Here is a 19239-nt window from a genome sequence, read left to right as displayed (position 1 = left end):
TATGAATATTCAGGAACTATAACTTTACTAAAATTACTAAACGATTAACAACCAAAACAAATGAAAAACTTAACAGTAGTACTATTTATGCTTTTTGCTGCTACTTCGGCAAAAAGTCAAATATTGAAACCAGTGACTTGGGCATATGCTTTCAAAAAAACAAGCGCAACTGAGGCAACTGTATATATTAAGGCTACGATAGACAACGGCTGGCACGTCTACTCTCAAACCGTAAAGGAAGGTGGCCCGATTAAGACCACCATCAAGTTTGATAAATCCAGTGCATATACTTTGGTTGGAACAACGGTTGAGCCAAAACCGATTACAAAATTTGAAAAGACATTTGATATGGATGTGGCCTATTTTGAGAAAACCGTAGTTTTTAGCCAGAAGATAAAATTAACTGGTAAAACTGCAGTAGTTAAAGGCACACTCGAGTTTATGACTTGTGATGACCACCAGTGTTTGCCACCTGAAGAAGTTGCTTTTAGTGTTGCTGTTAAGTAGTTGTCAAATGTCTTTTAAGCAATTCAAACTTATTATAATTAGTTTTTGCATGGCACTTGGGATGCTCATCAGCATTCAAACAGATGCCTTTGCTCAAACAGAAGATTCTGTCTCGACCGCTGATTTGGTCTTTACTGATCTTGTTGACAGTACTGCAATACCTAGCGATAGTAATGCAGTAAGCCCTGCGGTGACTGTTGATACAGTAAAGACCACTCAGCAAACTGATGCCGTTAGTTCGGCAGACCCAAAATCTGCTGGTCAGGAAAAAGATAAAACTCTTTGGGAAACATTTATAGCCGGACTGGTAGGTGGTTTTTTGGCTTTCCTGATGCCATGTATTTTTCCAATGGTTCCCTTAACCATCAGCTATTTTACCAAAAGGGGAGGTAGCAAGGGCAAAGGAATTGGTCAGGCATTATTTTACGGACTGGCAATTATCGTGATCTATGTGGCTTTCGGATTGCTGATCACTGTGCTTTTTGGATCTGCCGGTTTAAATGCCCTCAGCTCCAGCGGCCTGTTTAATTTGTTCTTTTTTATTGTGCTGGTAGTTTTTGCGGTTTCATTTTTTGGTGCCTTTGAAATTACTTTGCCAAGTTCATTCGTTAATAAAATTGATACTAAGGCAGACAACAGTAAAGGTATAGGCGGTATCTTTTTTATGGCTGCCTCACTCGCACTGGTTTCATTTTCATGTACCGGACCTATTATTGGGACCTTGCTGGTACAAGCAAGTTCAAAAGGGGAATTACTCGCTCCTGCAATTGGTATGTTTGGCTTCGCATTGGCTTTAGCATTGCCTTTTACCCTTTCGGCAGTGTTTCCGGGATTTTTAAACAGCATGCCTAAGTCGGGTGGATGGTTAAATAGCGTAAAGGTATGTCTGGGTTTTCTGGAACTGGCTTTTGCCTTGAAATTCCTTTCTGCGGCCGACTTAGTATGGCACTGGGAGTGGTTTGACAGGGAAGTATTCCTGGTATTGTGGATTATCATTTTCCTGCTTATGGGATTCTACCTGCTCGGCAAGCTCAAGTTCTCTCATGACAGTGATTTGCCTTACATATCGGTGCCACGCTTGTTTCTAGCCATCCTTTCGTTATCGTTTGCTGTTTACATGATTCCAGGTTTATGGGGTGCACCGGTTAGCGTGTTGAGCGGTCTTGCCCCACCCATGAATACACAGGATTTTATTTTGACGGCTGGCGGTTCTTCAACCTCAGCAACAGACAGCAGCTTTCCAACGAAAGTGAAATACGATGACGTATTTAAAAAGCCTGTTGGGCTAACACCTTTCTTTGATTTAGAAGAAGGCTTAGCCTATGCAAAAAAAGTCAATAAACCGATTATGATCGATTTTACCGGTTGGGCCTGTGTTAATTGTCGGAAAATGGAAGACAATATATGGATCAAACCAGAGGTACATCAGCTTATTAAAGACTATGTATTGATTCAATTATATGTTGATGAGCGCAAAATTAAAATGCCAAAAGAGAAAGTTCATTATTCAGCAATATTGAGACATAGTACAGATGATTTGGGTTGGTGGAATGGCGACTTCCAGGCCACAAATTACAATACCAATTCTCAACCATTCAATGTACTGGCTGGACATGATCTAAAACCACTGGTTAAACCACAGGGAGCAATATTCGATGCTGCAGCCTATGCTGCATATCTAAAAAGTGGGCTAGATGCCTACCATAAGTAAGACTTTTTATCTAGAGGGTGGATGTCCTCAGGTGAAATTTAGGTAAGTAATAATTAATTAGGCCGGAGCTTGCTCTGGCCTTTTTACTGTTATTTAGCCTTGTGCTAGTTATTCCAGATCTTTTTAATCGTTTGTTCTAAATTTAATCCATCCGGGCATTCTTTGGAGCGTTTATTAGCTCTGAACCGATTCCTGGAACTACCATCACCCAGTGTGATAATTCTTGAGACCGGCATTTGAAGCCATCCTGTCAGATCGTGTGCCGCAACCCATTCACGTGCATAGGCAACCCAGTCATTTCTCTTTTTCTCGGGAAGCAGGTATAGCCAACTGATTTCATCATAGCCCCAAATGAAATGAGAAGCCATATTCGCTACGCCTGGTTTTTCACTGATTCCAAAATTATCAAATTCAACCAAATATGGAAGTTGTTCGCATTTCCAGCCACTTGGTGTCGTACAGCCCATGCTCCTCCTGAAAATTGCATCCAGGTAACCTACTTCTAGAATACCATCCATCGGTTGCTCAGGAACCTCTTTTATCCTTAGCGGAAATGAGTTGAAATCCAGGAGGCTTTTGCCATCCACTACCATACCACCCTTTGGCGTGTGTGCGTCTAGCAAGACCCAATGATGTGCGGTGTGCGTACTGGCATATTTTCTCACTTTTTGGATAAATGCATCCCAAACTCTAAGTTCCGGATCTTCCATTCCCATTAGTGAAACCTGTCCAAGGTGTAAGGCTTCACAGCCGAGGTTCATGTAAGTTCCACATAGATACATCAGCCAAAGTTGGGCTTCGGGCCGGGTGATGTCAGGAACAGAGCTATTGTTTCCCCAGTGCCGAACCATCTTTCCTTTTGCGTTCAGCATATCGTCATAGCGGAAATTACGTTTTTCTACCGGTAGGTCAAGTGCCAGGAAAGCCCAGTCTGGTACTGCCAATCGATTTACCTCTGTAGTAATGCATTCAAATACTGCAGCCTGAAAAACAACTTCAGGATCATCTTTATGTACTTCCTCAATTAAGTTCGCTGCATGATTTATAAAATCCGGGTTGCCCAAGTCTGATTCTTTGCCCCACCGATAAATTGCACGGCCAATAAATTTAGCCCCGATATTGTGTATAAGACGCATATCATCCTTTTTGTACGGGTATGGCCCGTCATTGGCATAGGGATCTACCGACAGAAATTCGGCCATCGTCACAGCCCGTTTTAAATATTTACCAAGTCTTTCTCTGGAAATACCATTTCTGTCAAATTCTTGAGCCTGCATTTTCAGGGAGCAAAGGCCCATCAAAACCACAAGCCTAGAGATAAGTTTCATACAAAAGATCAATTTGGTTATTGTAATTAAACAATACTAATGTATGAAAATCTTCCCTCAGGTTTGTTAAGATTTATCTACAGATAAACTGATGCTTTTATAGCAACCGCAGTAAATAGTTAGGTCTGGATATTTTTTTCGTTACTGTAGTGCGAAGTTGATTGGTAGTGCGAAGTTGATTGTTTGGCTCAACCTCATTTATTGTAGAAGTTGGAATGGTAATGTTCTGATCTCTGAGTTGATCTGTTACTGAAGGAATGATTTGAGTTTTTGGGATTTCCGTGTTTATGTTTTTCATTTTCATCGGTCATATAACAGTGTAGACCGGGTCTTGTTTTGACATTATGAATATTTGCTAAGCTTCATGTTTGATTAACCTAGATTTAACAATGCCATTTTACTTTTGCGCTATAAATATTTGGTTAGTATTTATAGATTTCGGTTTAGTTGATAATAAGAGCTCTGACAAATGTTGGAGCTTTTTTTAATTATTTTTACATGTTATGGCAAACAGACGATCATTTATAAGAGGCAGTGTTGCAGGCCTGGTGCTTAGTAGCTTACCGGCGGTTTCATTATTGGCCGCAGAAAAGCTGCAAATTTCAAATGCCAAAGTAAAAAGCCGTTTGCGTTTTGCCATCATATCAGATGGTCATTATGGTCAACCCGGAACAGAATTTAAAAAGGATCATGATAATATCGTGATGTGGCTAAATGAAGCTCATGATCGTAATCCACTGGATTTCGTTATTGTAAACGGCGACTTGGTGCACGACCGCCCAGAACTGCTGGAGGTGGTTAAAAAAGAGCATTACGATAAGTTGAAAGTACCATTCTTCGCACTCCCTGGAAATCATGATTTGGCTGATACAGCAATCTGGAAACGTGTATTTGGTTATGAAGATAACTTTTCGTTCATTAAAAATGAGGTAGGTTTTGTATTGGCCAATACCTCCAATACAAAGGGAAAGTACATATGTCCCGACAAGGTTTTTCTGAAAAGGGAGTTGGATAAGTTGACTGGCCTCAAAACAGTATTTGTCGTGCTGCATATTCCGCCACATTTTTGGGTACCTGAAAGTCCTTTTGTCGACTGTCCTGAAACTGTGAACCTTTTACACAGTTATCCAAATGTGAAAGCTGTTTTTCACGGTCATGATCACAGTCTTGATTCTGTATTTTACACAGGTAAACTCCCACATTTTTTTGATGCCCATATAGGTGGAAATTGGGGTACGTCCTATAAGGGTTACAGAATAGTGGAAGTTGACCAGGATGATAAGATTGTAACTTACCAGGTAAATGCTAGTGCCAGCCCTTTACTAAACGAAACCAAGTTGTAGGATGACTACTTAAATAGGATTATATATACTGGTTAATACGGCCGGCCAACTCTGATGGATTTAAAATAGCAGTAGGGTGGTCAAAGTCGATAATAGAACTTGGCATTCCAGTTACGGTTGCTGTTTGCAGGTCCTGAACGAATACAAGCCCCCCGGTTTCTCTAATTCTAAGTGCACCCTTCAGGCCGTCTTTCCCTCCTCCAGACAAAATAATTCCAATTGCTTTTTCTTTGAAATCGTTGGCCATTGATTCGAAAAAAATGTCCACCGATTTATTTTCAATTTGCTGATCTCGGGTATGTACCTTGAGCCAACCATCTTCAACGATCATAGTGGTGTTTTCCGGTAAAATATATATACAACCCGGCTCTAGTTGCATGTCATTGTCTACACGTTTAATTGGAACTGTCGTATGTTTAGCCAGTATTTTATCAAGTATACTACGTCTTTCACGCATCAGGTGTGTCACCACTACAATTGCAATTTTGATATCAGGAGCTAAATGATCAAAAAATTCTGACAAAGCCAGCTGGCCACCGGCAGAAGCACCAATTCCTAATGTGTAAAATGTCTTATCCATAACAGCGTGGGAGAATTTTATCTGGTAAACAACTGCCAGGACCTGTTGTTTAAATTTGTAGTACTTTTGGAAAGCCTCCAACATCTCTGAACTGGTATGAGCCTTATACTGACCAAAATTACGGTTGAAAATACATACCCTTAAAGCCTTATTGTACAGGCATTTATTGGTCACAAAAATATCGCAGCAAAGCCAACAGTGTACCTTCAATTGTAGATGTGGATGCTGCGTTTCCAGCAGATAGATTATCAAATTGTATTCCTGGTCAAATTAACAGAGTTAGCGATATTATAATTAAGTTTGCATTAGTAAAAAAACATCAACTAACTTATTTGAATACGAATGACTAAGACTTCAATGAAATCGTTTTGGCTTGCTTCGGGGTTGCTGCTGGGAACTACCGTTGCATTTGCTCAAGACAACCTTGTAAACTCATTAAAAAACAACCAAAGTGAGAATAGCGCCAACAGCTTTATTTTCACACCCATTCTCAATACCGAAGCTACTTCAGTAAAAAACCAGCAATCAGCAGGTACATGCTGGAGCTACAGCACCAACTCTTTCCTGGAATCGGAAATGATCCGTATGGGCAAGAAGCCGGTTGACTTGGCCGACCTGTTTACAGCCCGTAATGCCTACATTGAAAAAGGTATTAATTATGTACGCATGCACGGCGCATTGACTTTAGGCGATGGTGGCGCATGTCATGACGTAACCAACATGTTTGCAAAATATGGGGCACTGCCACAAGAGGCTTATAGCGGCAACGATTATGGTAGTCCGGGTTCTTCTGAACGCATGAACCAGCTAACTGAAAAGATCTTAAAAAATGCAATTTCAGGTAACTTTGATCCAAACTGGAAAGCCAAATACATTGCAACAATTGATTCTTGTATGGGTAAGGTTCCAGAAAAATTCAGTTATAATGGTAAAGAGTACACCCCTAAAACGTTTGCTAAAGAGGTTGTGGGTATCAATCCTGCAGATTATGTTGAGCTTTCCTCATTCAACACCTCTCCATATTACCAAAAGGCAGTTTTAATGGTGCCAGATAACTGGTCATTTGATCAGGTTTACAATGTACCTATGGATGACATCACTAAAATTATTGACAATGCATTAAAAGGTGGGTATAGCGTAGCATGGGCTACTGATGTAAGTGAAAAAGGTTTTAGCTGGAAAAATGGGGTGGCTTACGTACCGTCAAAAGATTTTGATAGCATGTCTGCAGAAGAGAAGAAAACCATGTTTAATGGACCGAAACCAGAAAAAGTGATTACTGCTGAACTCCGCCAGGCAGCATTTGATGATTATGAAACTACCGATGATCATGGTATGCAAATTACTGGTCTAGCCAAAGATCAAACCGGTAAAGAATTCTACATCGTAAAAAACTCCTGGGGTGCTAGCAACGATTATAAAGGGTATTTGTACGTGACCAAGAGTTTTGTAAAATATAAAACAACTGCATTTCTGTTGCACAAAAAAGCAATACCTGCTGATATCAGAAAGAAATTGAGTATTTAATCAATATTGATTTTCATTCATATGGAGGTTTAGCCCTTCATATGAATGAATATTGATCCAAAAGGATGTTTAGCTTTTCGCCACCTTCATCGTCCCTAAATAAATGCTATCTCCCTGCAACTTTCCATCTGCAGAGGAAAAGCTGAGGTAACAATGCCCTGTTTTACCGGCAACATGCTTCATATCTAAACTGACCGATAAATCGCCACGTTCGCAAATGCCCTGCAAGCAAGTGGCATCACCTTTTTTTAGATCCCTGTAAAACAGGAAGTGTATTTTATCGGTATACTGACATAAACGTGATTGCGGTTGCGCAAGCCAGCTCATGTTGATGTGCCCATTTTCTGATACCATTTCTAAGCCTTCCAATTCTTCCACATTTCCGCGACTGATCAACAGTTTGGAAAAATCCAGCTTCACCACTTCATCTGCTACTGCAAAAGCATGCTCGTAATTAAAGCTATACGCGGTATTTACCGGTGTGCCATGTTTAGATTTTTTAAATCCAATGTTCACCAGCGAAGCCGCACTGTTCAAAAAGACATTGAGCTGGGCAAACTTATTGCGGGCAACTAGCCGCTTTGGCGTACCTTTCTTTACCTTTCCGGTTATGCGGTATAACCCGGTAATTAAATCCTGACCCATGTGCTTACGTCCATTTACAGACCCTGCCTTTTTACTGAAGCCCCCTAATATCCCTGTTTCTAAAATTCCCATAACTAAATCCTAAAATTCAATAACTAAGTTCCGGTATCTGCTCCTGGTGCCTGATTCGTTCCTGCTACCTGCTGGCCATCAATTGGTGGTGCTTTTTGTTGATCATCTTTTGGTGGTGCTTTCTGGATGTCACCATGAGGCGTCTGTCGGCTATATACTGGCTTTCTTTTACCTTTGATGTGCTGATATGACGGTGATTGCTGATTAGTTTCGGCTGCTGTGGCTGCTGCCGCTGCTTTTTGTTTGCTGCTCATTGCCTGAATTGCAGGTTCATCATTCCCAGCTACCTCTGTTTGCAAATGATCATCAGCGGCTGGTGTTTTCTGGGCCTCTTCAACAACCGGCTGGTTCACACTTCCTGTATAGATACTATCGGAAATCTGCTTCCTGTCGGCCGATATGAAACAAACATAAGTTTCTGCGTATTTGCCTAACAAACTGGGCTTCAATGCCAAACTATCATTACCTACAATACGGCTGTTTCCGAAAAGCTTATAAACTACTTTGTCCTGCTCAGGGAAATAGGCAAGCAACATCACCTGATCAGTAGATTCTGCCCATGGCATCTTCGGATCCGTTTTCCAGTTGAATGAAATACCTTCAGCAGATGCGGATGAACTCAATTCTTCACCAGGTTTTAAAAAGCCACTGCTGACCACCAACCTGGAGTAATCTATTTCCAAATTGGGATATTCACCTTTGAACATTTGAGGTCTATTTTCCTTAACGGCAAGATTGAATGCGTTTTTATCGGTTCCCAGGGCCGTTATACCAAAACCAACGTTGATAAAATCCAGCATGCGGCTAAAGAATTCTGAGGAGAGCTTGGTGATTTCCCTTGCACGAAGTTGTGGCAGGGTAGGCTCCTTATAACTCTTCCCGATCTTTCTAACTACGTTTTTACCATTGAGTACGTAGTACACTAAATTATCTACCCTGCCGGTTATTGCACCATGAGGGCCATTTGTTAAAATACCCATAATAAATTAATTGAGAAACAAAGCTAAAGGAAAGAAATGAATTTGTCAAGAGTAACAGACTAATATACCAACTAAGTAACTATTAAAAAATTATTATATAAATAGTAGGTTGCATTATCCTTGACATATCATTGAAATATAGTTAACATATCCTTGCATTATCTAATTAGATAATGCAAGGATACGTCAATCATAATGATAACATATCAATAAATAATACTTATATAGTAGTTATATGGTAATTTATATGTTAATATTGATAACTCTAACGTGGCTTACCTGCTTCTATTGAACTTCAGGTATTAATTATCAAGTAGTACAGTCACAGCTATGCATTGTTAATTTAAATTTTTAAATTGTGAATCGATTTGACCTGCTGCTGAAACAAACGATATGCAACCTTCTGAAACTATTGCCTGGCCGCTTTGGAGAAAAATACTATTTCGCTTCTGCTTTATTTATCTAACCTTACAAATTGCTCCATTAACCTGGTTAGACAGTCTGCCTTTGATAACCACGGTAACGCAATACTACGGTCAATTAACAGACTGGTTAGTAACGTGGGCCAATACTGTATTTTTTCATGTACGTCCGGTACTCGTGCCGGAAAATGGAAGTGGAGACACCTCAATGGGTTGGGCAAGGCTGTGGACCTACTTGTCGGTGGGTATTTTGGGTGCAATTATCTGGTCTATCCTGGACAGGAAAAGGCCAAATTATACCCATCTAAATTATTGGCTGGTTTTGTTTGCGCGTTATTTTGTCATCATGATTTCATTGTCATATGGCATTATTAAGGTTTTTGGCCTGCAAATGGTGTTTCCAAATCTCCACCAGCTTGCGACACCGCTTGGCGATTTGCTGCCCATGCGTTTTTCCTGGCTTTTTATCGGGTATTCGGCCCCGTACCAGTTCTTTTCCGGTGCCATGGAAATATTTGCCGCATTGTTACTTCTCTACCGGCGTACCGTCTCTTTGGGCGCTTTGGTAGCTACTGGTGTGTTCATCAATGTGATGATGCTTAACCTGTGTTATGATATCCCTGTAAAAATTTTTTCTATGCAAATGGCGTTTACCTGCCTGTTTTTACTTGCTAACGAAAGCGGCCGGTTGATAGACTTTTTTATTTTGAACAGGGCAGCACCTGCCAGCGCTCTTTATCATTTCAAATACGCTAAAAAATGGATGCGTATAGCCAGAATAGTTTCAAAATGCGTATTCATCATTATCGTGTTGGCAATCCCATTTTACAATTCGTACAGTAGGTTTGGCTCCAATGATACAAAACAGCAGCAGCCTGTCAAAAATGGGATATATGCTGTTACCAGCTATCGTATAAACGGCAAGGAAGAACCATCGGCTGTTACAGATACTTTGCGCTGGCGGAACGTGATTTTTGAAGATGGTCTGGGAAGCGTAGCATCGGCCGATACAATTTTCAGACAAAGGTATAAGCGCGGATATTTTAGGTACAGTTTAGACAGTACAAAGCACGTTTTGGGTTTCAAAAAGTTCTATGACGATCCAACGTATATCATGGAATTTAGTTTTTCAAGACCTGATACCAACACGATTATACTGGCAGGCCTTAAAGGCAAAGACAGCCTGCACGTGGAATTGAAACTACTAAAACACCATTTTCAACTGGCCGACAGGCAGTTTCATTGGCTAAGTGAGCAAAATAGGTAGTTAGATAAAGGTGGGTCATTCGCAATCGTTGTTGTCTTAAACAAGAAGTTCCAATAAGTCTAGGGGCTATGATTTATGTCCTAATTACAACCTGAATTTGTCGCATTTACCACCACATCATCCTGATGTTAACGGTTAACTTTATGGTATAAAATCAAATGCCATGAATGAGAAACTCACATCAGATTTAAAACAGTATTTCAGTTCTTTAATCAGCTTATTGTCTGGGCTTGATGAGCAGCAGATTAACCAGGTTCCATTTGATGACAGCTGGACGCCGGGGCAATTGGGTGATCACTTATTGAAATCTTACTCGGCCATTGAAACTTTAAAAGGCAATGTAGCAGAGACCAGCAGACCTATTGATCAGCATGTAAAGATGCTTACGGAAGTAATGCTTGATTTCTCTACTAAAATGAACTCTCCGGACTTTATTCTTCCACGTACTGACCATATTGATAAAGCCGACTTAATTAGATCACTTCAGGAAATAACCGATGAGCTGGTTGCTTTTTCTGCCAATAATGACCTCTCTAAAACTTGCCTCGATTTCGAAATGCCAAGGATCGGGCTATTGACGCGACTGGAGTTGCTCAGTTTTATTGATGTGCATACACAAAGGCATATTCATCAGTTAAAAGAAATGCTGCCTTTTTATCATTAGGAGAAATAGTGATAATTGGAACCGCTCTATCTGAAAATTCCAGTTTAGTTGCTCAAACCACCTTTTATTTATTAGCTGCTCCTTTGTTTGTAATTCTAACCCCTTTCAAGGTCGGTACTACTGGCTGGATATTTCCATCTTTATCAAAAGTTAATTTGTCAATGCAAACTTCTCGATTAAACCCAGCAGATTCTCCCATTTTAATGCCATTTGGACGGTTAAACCTGTGGTATACGATGTACCATTCGTCTTTACCGGGAACCTGTATAACAGAATTGTGCCCCGTTGCGTAAATCTCCAGTTTCTCATTTTTGGTGAGCACCTGGTTGTTTTCCGGGACAGTGATTTTTCCGGTAGGGGAGTCTGAGGTTCCGTAACGGACACCGTAGTTGGCGTCGCGGGTATCATTCTCCGACCATAGGAAATAATATTTTCCCTTGCGGTAAAATACTTCTGTTCCCTCTCTGTAACTGCGGTCTGGGGTAATGATTTTTATCGCAGTGGTGTCTATGGAGACCATATCGTCGTTGAGCGGCGCTACTGCCATATAGCCATTTCCCCAATACAAATAACTTTTGTTGGTTTTAGGGTCGGTAAATACATCCGGGTCAATTTCCTGACCGTCTTTAATTTGTTTCGGATGCCCTGCAATGAGAGGCTTACCGCTATCTTTGAAAGGGCCTGAGGGATCGTTAGCTACCGCAACACCAATTTTTTGGGCAGCAGTGAAATAGTAATAGTATTTATAAACTCCATTCACTTTTTTCTCAGCAATGGTAGGTGCCCACGCATTTCTGTTGGCCCATTTTACATCTTTTGGCAAGTCAATAATAACACCTTCATCTTTCCAGTTTGCCAGATCCGGCGAAGAAAAGGTCTTGAAATAAGTACCAGACCAGCCATTAAATCCATCGCTTGTAGGATAAATGTGGTACTTTTTAGTTTTATTGGAATAGATAATTTCCGGGTCTGCGTAGTAGCCATCCAGCACCGGGTTCAGGTCTGTGCTAGGCCATTTCTTTTCTAGAGTTGCCGCTTCTTTGCTGGTGATTGGCATTACAGTGCCATGTCTCGGGTGGAAATTCATCCTGATCGCATTGTCCACCACTTTGAAATTTTTAAGGTCTTTACTGAAAGTGAACTGATATTTTCCTTTCGTATACAAATCGTACATCAGGACGTAACCTGTGCCATCATTCAATTTAAAAACTCCTGAACCTTCTACCGGATCGGTGGTTTGCTGTACGCTGCCTGGTTGCAGCACATAGCCCTCGTTTACCTGGTCTGAAACGGCTACCCTAATGCCCAGATTTTTACCCTCTGTTTTGAAAAATAAGTGGTATTTTCCGTTGTCGTAAATGATATCGCCATCAATGCAGGCATGACCTTCCGGATGTACGAAGAGCTGTTTGGGTTCCGTTTCCAGGTCGGTAAAGTCTTTGTTGGCATAAGCCCAGTAAATAATATCCGGACCGTTTCCATGCTGCATCGACCAGTAAACCATGTATTTACCAGCTTTTTGATCGTAAATCGTTTGCGGTGCCCATACCCGGTTTAAGTCTTCATTTCCGCCATAACGTTTTTGTATATTGACAATACTTGATTTCCAATTCAGCAGGTCGGTCGATTTCAACAATACCATAGCCCTATTGGAGTTCCAGCCATTTGCTGAAACCATGTCGGTAACCACCATATAAAAGCTTTTGCCATCTGCTCCCCTTAAAATATGCGGATCGCGGACACCGCCTGTTGAGCTGATTGCTGCAGAACTGATGATTGGCTCGTTATTATTTAGGGCTTTGTAGGAGAAGCCGTCTTTGCTGATTGCGAAACGGATCGACTCTTCTGCTTTATCGTTGCCAGTAAAATAGGCAAACAAATAGGCCGAATATTTTTGTGCCTGTGCGCTGACAGTAATTGACTGAAGTGCAAGTGCAGCACACAAGATGGTTGCTTTTAATTGATAATTTCTCATTTCGAGTAGGTTACGGTGAGCATGGTGAAGGAATGCGGCGCAAGATCGATTTTCAGCTTTTTGGATTTTAGTTTGGTTGTACTTTCTGCAGGTTTAACCAAGCCGGGATCAGTAAAGCTATTTTGGTCTGTTAAGCTACCTTTAATCGTAGTCACCTTTAGTTGACTGCTCAGTTTTCTTGATCCGTCGTAGGTGATGTTTTTGGTAATGGCAGCATCGCCAGTGTTAACCAGTTTAATGATGATCGTTTTTGCATTGGCATCTTTAACTGCAGACACGTAAAGGTGCTCTTCACCTGCAATAACTTTTTGATCGCTCAATGCCGAAAGTACCTGCGTACCTTTATTCAATGAGAAAAGCTTTTGTACATAGTAATTGGGTGTGCCAAATGTTTTTAAATTATCTACCCAAATCAAATCTGGAGACCATTGCCAGGCATCTGCATTTGCAAATAAGGGTGCATAAGAAGCCATGTTGACTACGGCTGCATTACGTTCTAAACCAGTCATAAACGCGGCTTCAGCCAAAGCTGCTTCCCATACATTTTTACTGCCCCAAGTGGTATTTCCTTTCACATGAGCAGCATATTCCCCAGCAAACACTTTTGATCCGTTACGGTCATAATTGTCATAACGGTTGGCGTTGGTTAAAAACCATGATGGGTCACGGTAGTAATGTTCATCGATGATATCTGCCTTGTTAGCTCTTAACGATTTGTCGAGGTAGCGGAATCCTTCACTATCGGGATCTGTTCCTGAACTGAAGATCAATTTGATTTCCGGATGTTTCGCTTTAAGCGCTTGTTGGAATAGCTTCGCTCTCTCTATATATTGTGGTCCCCAATTTTCGTTTCCAACACCCAGATGTTTTAAATTAAATGGTTTGGGATGGCCCATTTCCGCTCTTTTTTTACCCCAGACACTGGATTCATCGCCATTGGCAAATTCAATCAGGTCTAGCGCATCTTGTATGTACGGATCCAGTTGATCCAGGGGCACCACTTCTGCGGTATTGAACTGACAGGCCATTCCGCAATTCAGGATAGGTAGGGCCGCGGCACCGATATCTTCACACAATTGGAAGTATTCAAAAAATCCCAATCCAAAGGTTTGGAAATAATCTGGTGCATTCCTGAAAGGGAATTCTGTGTTCCAGCGGTTCATGATCAATTGCCTGTCTTCCACTGGTCCTATGGTGTTTTTCCATTGGTAGCGGTTTGCAAGATCAATACCTTCTACAATACAACCACCAGGAAACCGGATAAAACCGGGCTTCATGTCGGCCAGCATTTGGATCATGTCTGCCCGCATGCCTCCTGGCCTGCCTTTCCAGGTGTCTTCTGGAAAAAGGGAGATCATATCCATATCAATGCGACCTTTTCCTTCAAACCAAATGGTGAATTTTCCTTTTTGAGCATCGCCGGTTGCTTTGAACTTTACGGCTTGTTTAGACCATTTCTCCCCGTTTTCTTTGGGTACTAATGTAGTTGATCCAATTACTTGATCTTTTTCGTCCCACAGCTCTAGGTGCATGGTTAAACCAGGGCTAGCCTGGTTGTACAACATAGAAAAATCGTAAGAAAGTCCTTTTTTGATCCCCATGCCGCGGAAACCTTCATTTGTGATACCGGCTTCTCCCTTTACAGTATTGTTAACATTTACCCTCAAAAATCTTGGGTTTGATGGATTGTTTTGCTGTCTGTTAATCACCAGCAAATCGCCTCCAGACATTTTCTTCCCTTTGGTTGCCCAGCCGGTTAATGGTTTAGGGAATTCGAAAGACCTGTTTTTTATCATTTCAGCATAGATGCCCCCATCGGCGCCGAAATTAATATCCTCAAAGAAAACACCCCACATTGTAGGTTGAATATCTGCAACATCCACATCTGTTTTTACAATGATGTCTTTGTTTGATTGTGCATGGATGGTTAATGCTAAACAGCATAACAATATGGCGGTGGCTATTTTATTAATTTTCATCTTTATTTTTTTAAACCTTCAGTAGTCATAATTATTCTTTTGATGCTGCCATCTCCATTGTAATACAAACGGTCGATACACACGGATCTTCTGAAACTCCCTCCGCCAACATCTTTACCTCCGTTGTGATAGATGAAATAATCTTTTCCCTTAAATGAGATGATCGATTGATGGTTGGTATTTGAGTTACCTGCCAGTTCATTTAGGATACCCTTATAGACCCAGGGGCCGTTTATACTTCTACTCATAGAATAGGCGATTTTTTCAGGAAATTCTACCGCATAGGATAAATAATACCAGCCTTTACGTTTGTGTATCCATGGAGCTTCAGTAAAGTTAGGTAATCCTTTAACTACTTTGATTTCTCCATCAAATTCTGTCATTGATTTAGATAGTTTCGCGTAATAGCAGGCACTGTTACCCCAAAAAAGGTAAGCCTGACCATCGTCATCTATAATCACAGTAGGATCAATGTCATCCCAGCTGATTTTTACTTCCGTGGTCATGTCGTTAGTTATCAATGCCTTGCCTATCGCATCTTTAAACGGTCCGAGTGGAGAGTCTGATACCGCTACTCCGATGGCTTTACCGCCCTTTTGATGTTCTACTGCAACATACCAGTAAAATTTGCCGTTTCTCTCTATCACTTGAGACGCCCATGCATCACCCTTAGACCAGGAGAATGCTTTTGGATTTAAAGGAGACGGATGTGCAGTCCAGTCGACCATATTTGCCGAAGAATACACCAACCACTCGTCCATGGCATAAAATGTTGCATTTGCTGCAGCCTGATCATGACCGACATATAAATAGACACTGTCCCCAATTACAACAGCAGCTGGATCTGCAGTATATTTATCTGTGATTACCGGATTGCCCTTAATGGCTTTCGTTTGAGCAATCGCCGGCGAAAGAGACATAAGTACTAGTGATAGGAGATAGGTTATCTTCAATTTCATGAGTGCTAAAGTAGTAAATAAATATTAATTGTCAAGTTGACGTTTATTATTTTTAAGTTCTTTTCCTATTTGAAATAAATCAAAGCTATATTTGGCGATCAACGAACAGAATCTATTTTAATAAGGATGGCTAAATATTCTCAGCAGTCGCACGTATTGCTCGCAGTAGACTGTATAATTTTCGGCTTTGACGGAAATGACCTAAAAATTCTGCTGATCAAAAGAAGTTTTGAACCGGCTACTGATCAATGGAGTTTGATGGGCGGGTTTGTTGGTGCAAGCGAAGATGTTGACGGAGCAGCATCGCGTATACTATTGGAGCTGACCGGATTAAGTGAGGTTTATCTGGAGCAATTTAAAACCTATGGGCTTCCGGATAGAGATCCAATGGAACGAACAGTTTCTGTAGCCTACTTTGCTTTAATAGATATACACCAGTACGAAACGCAGATCAACGACAGGTATCATGCAGAATGGTTTTTGCTAAGTGAAGCTCCCCATTTGATTTTTGATCATGACCAGATGGTGGAAGACGCTAAAAGCAAATTGAGGTATAAGGCCGCGCTTCATCCTGTTTTATTCGAACTGTTACCGGCAAAGTTCACCATACCACAACTGCAAAGTTTGTATGAGCAAGTCTATCATACAGAAATAGACAACAGGAACTTTATCAGGAAGTTGAGTTCGACCGGATTATTGGTCAAATTGGACGAAAAAGATAAGTCTGGTTCTAAAAGAGGCGCTTTTTACTTCCAGCTGGATCACGTTAAATATAAGGAAAAATTCCACTCTTTCCTGAATTTCATGCCGAATCCCGAGAACATGAGTAGTTAATTTTAAAAATATTTTCAAAGAAATTCTTAAATCATAAATATTAAACGTTAATTAGACGTTTATTAAAGTTATGAATACAACCAAATATGTAATTGGCATCGATTATGGATCGGATTCTGTTAGATCAGTGATCGTTGATGCCAGCACCGGACAAGAGGTTTCTTCTTCAGTGCATTATTATTCAAGATGGCAAAAGGGGCAATATTGCAACCCATCTGCTAATCAGTTCAGGCAACATCCTCTTGATTATATCGAGGGTCTGGAAATTACGATCAAAGACTGTATTGAAAAAGCGGGCGGTAAAGAAATCGCTGGTTTGATCAAAGGGATTTCTGTTGATACCACTGGATCAACCCCAGTGGCTGTGAATGAACAGGGTATACCTTTGGCACTTCTTCCAGATTTTGAAGAGAATCCGAATGCCATGTTTGTGCTATGGAAAGACCATACAGGAATTAAAGAAGCAGCGCAAATTAACGAACATGCCCTAAAGTTTGAGACCAATTACCTGAAGTATGTTGGTAGTATTTATTCATCTGAATGGTTTTGGGCGAAACTTCTACGTACACTTAGGGTTGATGAGCAAGTAAGGGCTGCATGTTATTCATGGGTGGAGCATTGTGACTGGATTCCTTTCTTACTAACTGGTGGTACGTCGGCCAAGGAAATGAAAAGGAGTCGCTGCGCTGCCGGGCACAAAGCCCTGTGGGCAGAGGAATTTGGCGGCTTACCTCCAAATGATTTTTTCGCTTCGCTTGATCCGCTTCTGGATGGATTTAGAGAAAGGTTATTTGACGATAGTTACACATCAGACCAAGCGGCTGGACATTTAAGTGCAGAATGGGCGGAAAGACTTGGACTTGATCAAACTGTAGTTGTGGGTGTAGGTGCTTTTGATGCGCACATGGGTGCCGTTGGCGGACAAATAGAACCATATCACCTCAGTAAAGTGATGGGCACTTCAACCTGCGATATTTTAGTTGCACCTACTGAAGACATAGATGGCAAACTCATCAAAGGTATATGCGGGCAAGTAAACGGTTCTGTGATTCCTGGAATGGCTGGTTTAGAAGCTGGGCAATCAGCCTTCGGAGATGTATATGCTTGGTTTAAAAGTATTTTGGCATGGCCTATTAAAAATTTACTAGCTGATTCAGCTTTAATAGATCCTTCATTAGTGGCGGCATTGGAAGACGAGATGTTGGAAAAGATAATCCCAGTGTTGAGCGAACAAGCAGCCATGTTACCAAATATTGATGAGGATGAGATGGCCATCGACTGGTTGAACGGGAGAAGGACACCCGATGCCAACCAAGGTTTAAAAGGCGCAATTTATAACCTGGATTTAGGTACCGATGCACCTAAAATGTTCAAAGCGCTTGCTGAAGCTACCTGTTTTGGGGCTAAAAATATTGTAGACCGTTTCAATAGTGAAGGCATACCAGTTAAAGGAATTATTGGTATTGGAGGAGTAGCAAAGAAGTCGCCTTTTGTGATGCAAATGATGTCGGACGTATTAAATATGCCTATTAGAATTCATCAGTTTAAACACACCTGTGCACTTGGTGCGGCTATGTTTGCTGCTGTAGTAGCAGAAATATACCCGACTATAGAAGATGCGATGGTGGGTATGGGAAGTGGATTCGATACGGAATACTATCCAAATCCGGCGAATACAGAATACTACAGGAAGCGATTTGCACAATACAAAGCAATGGGAGATTATTTAGAGACGAATGTGAACCATGGATAAGTTTCAGAAAATAAGAGAAGAGGCCTATGTGGCCAATATGCAACTTCCTAAATTGGGATTGGTGCTGTTCACTTTTGGGAATGTGAGCTCGGCAGACAGAGATCAGCGTGTATTTGCGATAAAACCAAGCGGGGTTCCATATGAGGACTTAAGTCCGGATAATATGGTAATCGTTGATTTTGATGGAAATACTATTGATGGAGATTTAAGACCTTCATCTGATACCAAAACACACGCAGTGCTCTATAAACATTGGGAAGACATTTCCGGGATTGTACACACCCATTCTACCTACGCCACTGCATGGGCACAGGCACAAACTGATATACCTATTTTCGGAACAACGCACGCAGACCACCTCACGGTGGATATTCCGTGCGCGCCGCCAATGGCTGATGAAATGATTGCCGGAAACTACGAGTACGAGACGGGTTTCCAAATTATTAATCACTTTAATCAATTGGGCTTAAGTTATCAGGAGGTGGAAATGATTCTGGTGGGTAACCATGCACCCTTTACCTGGGGAAAAACGGCGCATAAGGCGGTTTACAACAGTGCTGTATTAGAAGCAGTAGCTCAAATGGCTTTGCTAACGAGGCAAATTAACCCTGAGGCACCAAAGCTCAAAGATGCATTGATTAAAAAGCATTTCGAACGTAAACACGGACCAGATAGTTATTACGGTCAATAATA

General features: G+C 41.2%; 17 protein-coding genes. 9 read left to right on the top strand and 8 right to left on the bottom strand.

Annotated elements, in window-relative coordinates:
- The first annotated feature begins 60 nt into the window (after positions 1-60).
- Together ACXZ1K_RS15190 and ACXZ1K_RS15185 are read left to right on the top strand one after the other, a co-directional pair.
- Entirely contained in the window at positions 61-507 is a 447-nt protein-coding gene (locus tag ACXZ1K_RS15190; protein WP_458970523.1) for a protein-disulfide reductase DsbD domain-containing protein, read from the top strand.
- Between the two features lie 49 nt (positions 508-556).
- Positions 557-2218, top strand: a complete 1662-nt coding sequence (locus ACXZ1K_RS15185; RefSeq protein WP_458970522.1) for a protein-disulfide reductase DsbD family protein — start codon at positions 557-559, stop codon at positions 2216-2218.
- Between the two features lie 104 nt (positions 2219-2322).
- Here ACXZ1K_RS15185 and ACXZ1K_RS15180 read toward each other — a convergent pair whose 3' ends face one another.
- Together ACXZ1K_RS15180 and ACXZ1K_RS15175 are read right to left on the bottom strand one after the other, a co-directional pair.
- Positions 2323-3546: a hypothetical protein gene (locus ACXZ1K_RS15180; protein WP_458970521.1), complete on the bottom strand. Its 1224-nt coding sequence runs from the start codon at positions 3544-3546 to the stop codon at positions 2323-2325.
- A 97-nt stretch (positions 3547-3643) separates the two neighbouring features.
- Complete coding sequence (locus tag ACXZ1K_RS15175; protein ID WP_458970520.1) at positions 3644-3844, bottom strand: hypothetical protein; 201 nt, start codon at positions 3842-3844, stop codon at positions 3644-3646.
- Between the two features lie 205 nt (positions 3845-4049).
- Between ACXZ1K_RS15175 and ACXZ1K_RS15170 the strand changes: the two genes are divergently transcribed.
- Positions 4050-4889, top strand: a complete 840-nt coding sequence (locus ACXZ1K_RS15170; protein WP_458970519.1) for a metallophosphoesterase family protein — start codon at positions 4050-4052, stop codon at positions 4887-4889.
- A gap of 19 nt (positions 4890-4908) precedes the next feature.
- Here the strand turns inward: ACXZ1K_RS15170 and ACXZ1K_RS15165 are convergent, their stop codons facing one another.
- Complete coding sequence (locus ACXZ1K_RS15165; protein ID WP_458970518.1) at positions 4909-5643, bottom strand: chemotaxis protein CheB; 735 nt, start codon at positions 5641-5643, stop codon at positions 4909-4911.
- A gap of 168 nt (positions 5644-5811) precedes the next feature.
- On the opposite strand from ACXZ1K_RS15165, the gene ACXZ1K_RS15160 reads away from it, so the two are divergent.
- A complete protein-coding gene (locus tag ACXZ1K_RS15160) occupies positions 5812-6996 on the top strand; it encodes a C1 family peptidase (protein ID WP_458970517.1) in 1185 nt (394 codons plus the stop codon).
- Positions 6997-7065: 69 nt separating this feature from the next.
- Here the strand turns inward: ACXZ1K_RS15160 and ACXZ1K_RS15155 are convergent, their stop codons facing one another.
- Positions 7066-7713: a DUF6266 family protein gene (locus ACXZ1K_RS15155; protein ID WP_458970516.1), complete on the bottom strand. Its 648-nt coding sequence runs from the start codon at positions 7711-7713 to the stop codon at positions 7066-7068.
- A gap of 23 nt (positions 7714-7736) precedes the next feature.
- Positions 7737-8693, bottom strand: coding sequence for a DUF6266 family protein (locus tag ACXZ1K_RS15150; RefSeq protein WP_458970515.1), 957 nt, complete (start codon positions 8691-8693; stop codon positions 7737-7739).
- 393 nt (positions 8694-9086) lie between these two features.
- On the opposite strand from ACXZ1K_RS15150, the gene ACXZ1K_RS15145 reads away from it, so the two are divergent.
- On the top strand, positions 9087-10382 hold the full coding sequence (locus ACXZ1K_RS15145) for a hypothetical protein (RefSeq protein WP_458970514.1): 1296 nt from the start codon (positions 9087-9089) through the stop codon (positions 10380-10382).
- Positions 10383-10545: 163 nt separating this feature from the next.
- The gene (locus tag ACXZ1K_RS15140) at positions 10546-11046 is read left to right on the top strand and encodes a DinB family protein (RefSeq protein WP_458970513.1); all 501 of its coding nucleotides are present in this window, start codon (positions 10546-10548) and stop codon (positions 11044-11046) included.
- A 64-nt stretch (positions 11047-11110) separates the two neighbouring features.
- Here ACXZ1K_RS15140 and ACXZ1K_RS15135 read toward each other — a convergent pair whose 3' ends face one another.
- The 3 genes from ACXZ1K_RS15135 to ACXZ1K_RS15125 are packed head-to-tail and all read right to left on the bottom strand — an operon-like array spanning position 11111 to position 15959.
- Entirely contained in the window at positions 11111-13021 is a 1911-nt protein-coding gene (locus ACXZ1K_RS15135) for a family 43 glycosylhydrolase (RefSeq protein WP_458970512.1), read from the bottom strand.
- Entirely contained in the window at positions 13018-15000 is a 1983-nt protein-coding gene (locus ACXZ1K_RS15130; protein ID WP_458970511.1) for an alpha-L-arabinofuranosidase C-terminal domain-containing protein, read from the bottom strand. The genes ACXZ1K_RS15135 and ACXZ1K_RS15130 overlap by 4 nt, the downstream gene beginning before the upstream one ends.
- Before the next feature lie 2 nt (positions 15001-15002).
- Positions 15003-15959: a glycoside hydrolase family 43 protein gene (locus ACXZ1K_RS15125; protein WP_458970510.1), complete on the bottom strand. Its 957-nt coding sequence runs from the start codon at positions 15957-15959 to the stop codon at positions 15003-15005.
- Between the two features lie 126 nt (positions 15960-16085).
- Between ACXZ1K_RS15125 and ACXZ1K_RS15120 the strand changes: the two genes are divergently transcribed.
- The 3 genes from ACXZ1K_RS15120 to ACXZ1K_RS15110 all read left to right on the top strand — a co-directional run bounded on the left by ACXZ1K_RS15120 (position 16086) and on the right by ACXZ1K_RS15110 (position 19237).
- Complete coding sequence (locus tag ACXZ1K_RS15120; protein ID WP_458970509.1) at positions 16086-16793, top strand: NUDIX hydrolase; 708 nt, start codon at positions 16086-16088, stop codon at positions 16791-16793.
- A gap of 70 nt (positions 16794-16863) precedes the next feature.
- Entirely contained in the window at positions 16864-18546 is a 1683-nt protein-coding gene (locus ACXZ1K_RS15115; protein ID WP_458970508.1) for a ribulokinase, read from the top strand.
- Positions 18539-19237, top strand: coding sequence for an L-ribulose-5-phosphate 4-epimerase (locus ACXZ1K_RS15110; RefSeq protein ID WP_458970507.1), 699 nt, complete (start codon positions 18539-18541; stop codon positions 19235-19237). Before ACXZ1K_RS15115 ends, ACXZ1K_RS15110 begins: the two co-directional genes overlap by 8 nt.
- Positions 19238-19239: the final 2 nt, after the last annotated feature.

Source organism: Pedobacter jaeyakensis (genome assembly GCF_054461315.1).
Note: the sequence above shows the minus strand (reverse complement) of the source record. Positions and strands in the feature narration are given on the sequence as shown.

Bases quoted from the DNA above. Each gene is read 5' to 3' on its own strand.
- ACXZ1K_RS15190 (WP_458970523.1), top strand. From the start codon at position 61: ATGAAAAACTTAACAGTAGTACTATTTATGCTTTTTGCTGCTACTTCG.
- ACXZ1K_RS15185 (WP_458970522.1), top strand. From the start codon at position 557: ATGGCACTTGGGATGCTCATCAGCATTCAAACAGATGCCTTTGCTCAA.
- ACXZ1K_RS15180 (WP_458970521.1), bottom strand. From the start codon at position 3,546: ATGAAACTTATCTCTAGGCTTGTGGTTTTGATGGGCCTTTGCTCCCTG.
- ACXZ1K_RS15175 (WP_458970520.1), bottom strand. From the start codon at position 3,844: ATGAAAAACATAAACACGGAAATCCCAAAAACTCAAATCATTCCTTCA.
- ACXZ1K_RS15170 (WP_458970519.1), top strand. From the start codon at position 4,050: ATGGCAAACAGACGATCATTTATAAGAGGCAGTGTTGCAGGCCTGGTG.
- ACXZ1K_RS15160 (WP_458970517.1), top strand. From the start codon at position 5,812: ATGACTAAGACTTCAATGAAATCGTTTTGGCTTGCTTCGGGGTTGCTG.
- ACXZ1K_RS15155 (WP_458970516.1), bottom strand. From the start codon at position 7,713: ATGGGAATTTTAGAAACAGGGATATTAGGGGGCTTCAGTAAAAAGGCA.
- ACXZ1K_RS15150 (WP_458970515.1), bottom strand. From the start codon at position 8,693: ATGGGTATTTTAACAAATGGCCCTCATGGTGCAATAACCGGCAGGGTA.
- ACXZ1K_RS15145 (WP_458970514.1), top strand. From the start codon at position 9,087: ATGCAACCTTCTGAAACTATTGCCTGGCCGCTTTGGAGAAAAATACTA.
- ACXZ1K_RS15140 (WP_458970513.1), top strand. From the start codon at position 10,546: ATGAATGAGAAACTCACATCAGATTTAAAACAGTATTTCAGTTCTTTA.
- ACXZ1K_RS15135 (WP_458970512.1), bottom strand. From the start codon at position 13,021: ATGAGAAATTATCAATTAAAAGCAACCATCTTGTGTGCTGCACTTGCA.
- ACXZ1K_RS15130 (WP_458970511.1), bottom strand. From the start codon at position 15,000: ATGAAAATTAATAAAATAGCCACCGCCATATTGTTATGCTGTTTAGCA.
- ACXZ1K_RS15125 (WP_458970510.1), bottom strand. From the start codon at position 15,959: ATGAAATTGAAGATAACCTATCTCCTATCACTAGTACTTATGTCTCTT.
- ACXZ1K_RS15120 (WP_458970509.1), top strand. From the start codon at position 16,086: ATGGCTAAATATTCTCAGCAGTCGCACGTATTGCTCGCAGTAGACTGT.
- ACXZ1K_RS15115 (WP_458970508.1), top strand. From the start codon at position 16,864: ATGAATACAACCAAATATGTAATTGGCATCGATTATGGATCGGATTCT.
- ACXZ1K_RS15110 (WP_458970507.1), top strand. From the start codon at position 18,539: ATGGATAAGTTTCAGAAAATAAGAGAAGAGGCCTATGTGGCCAATATG.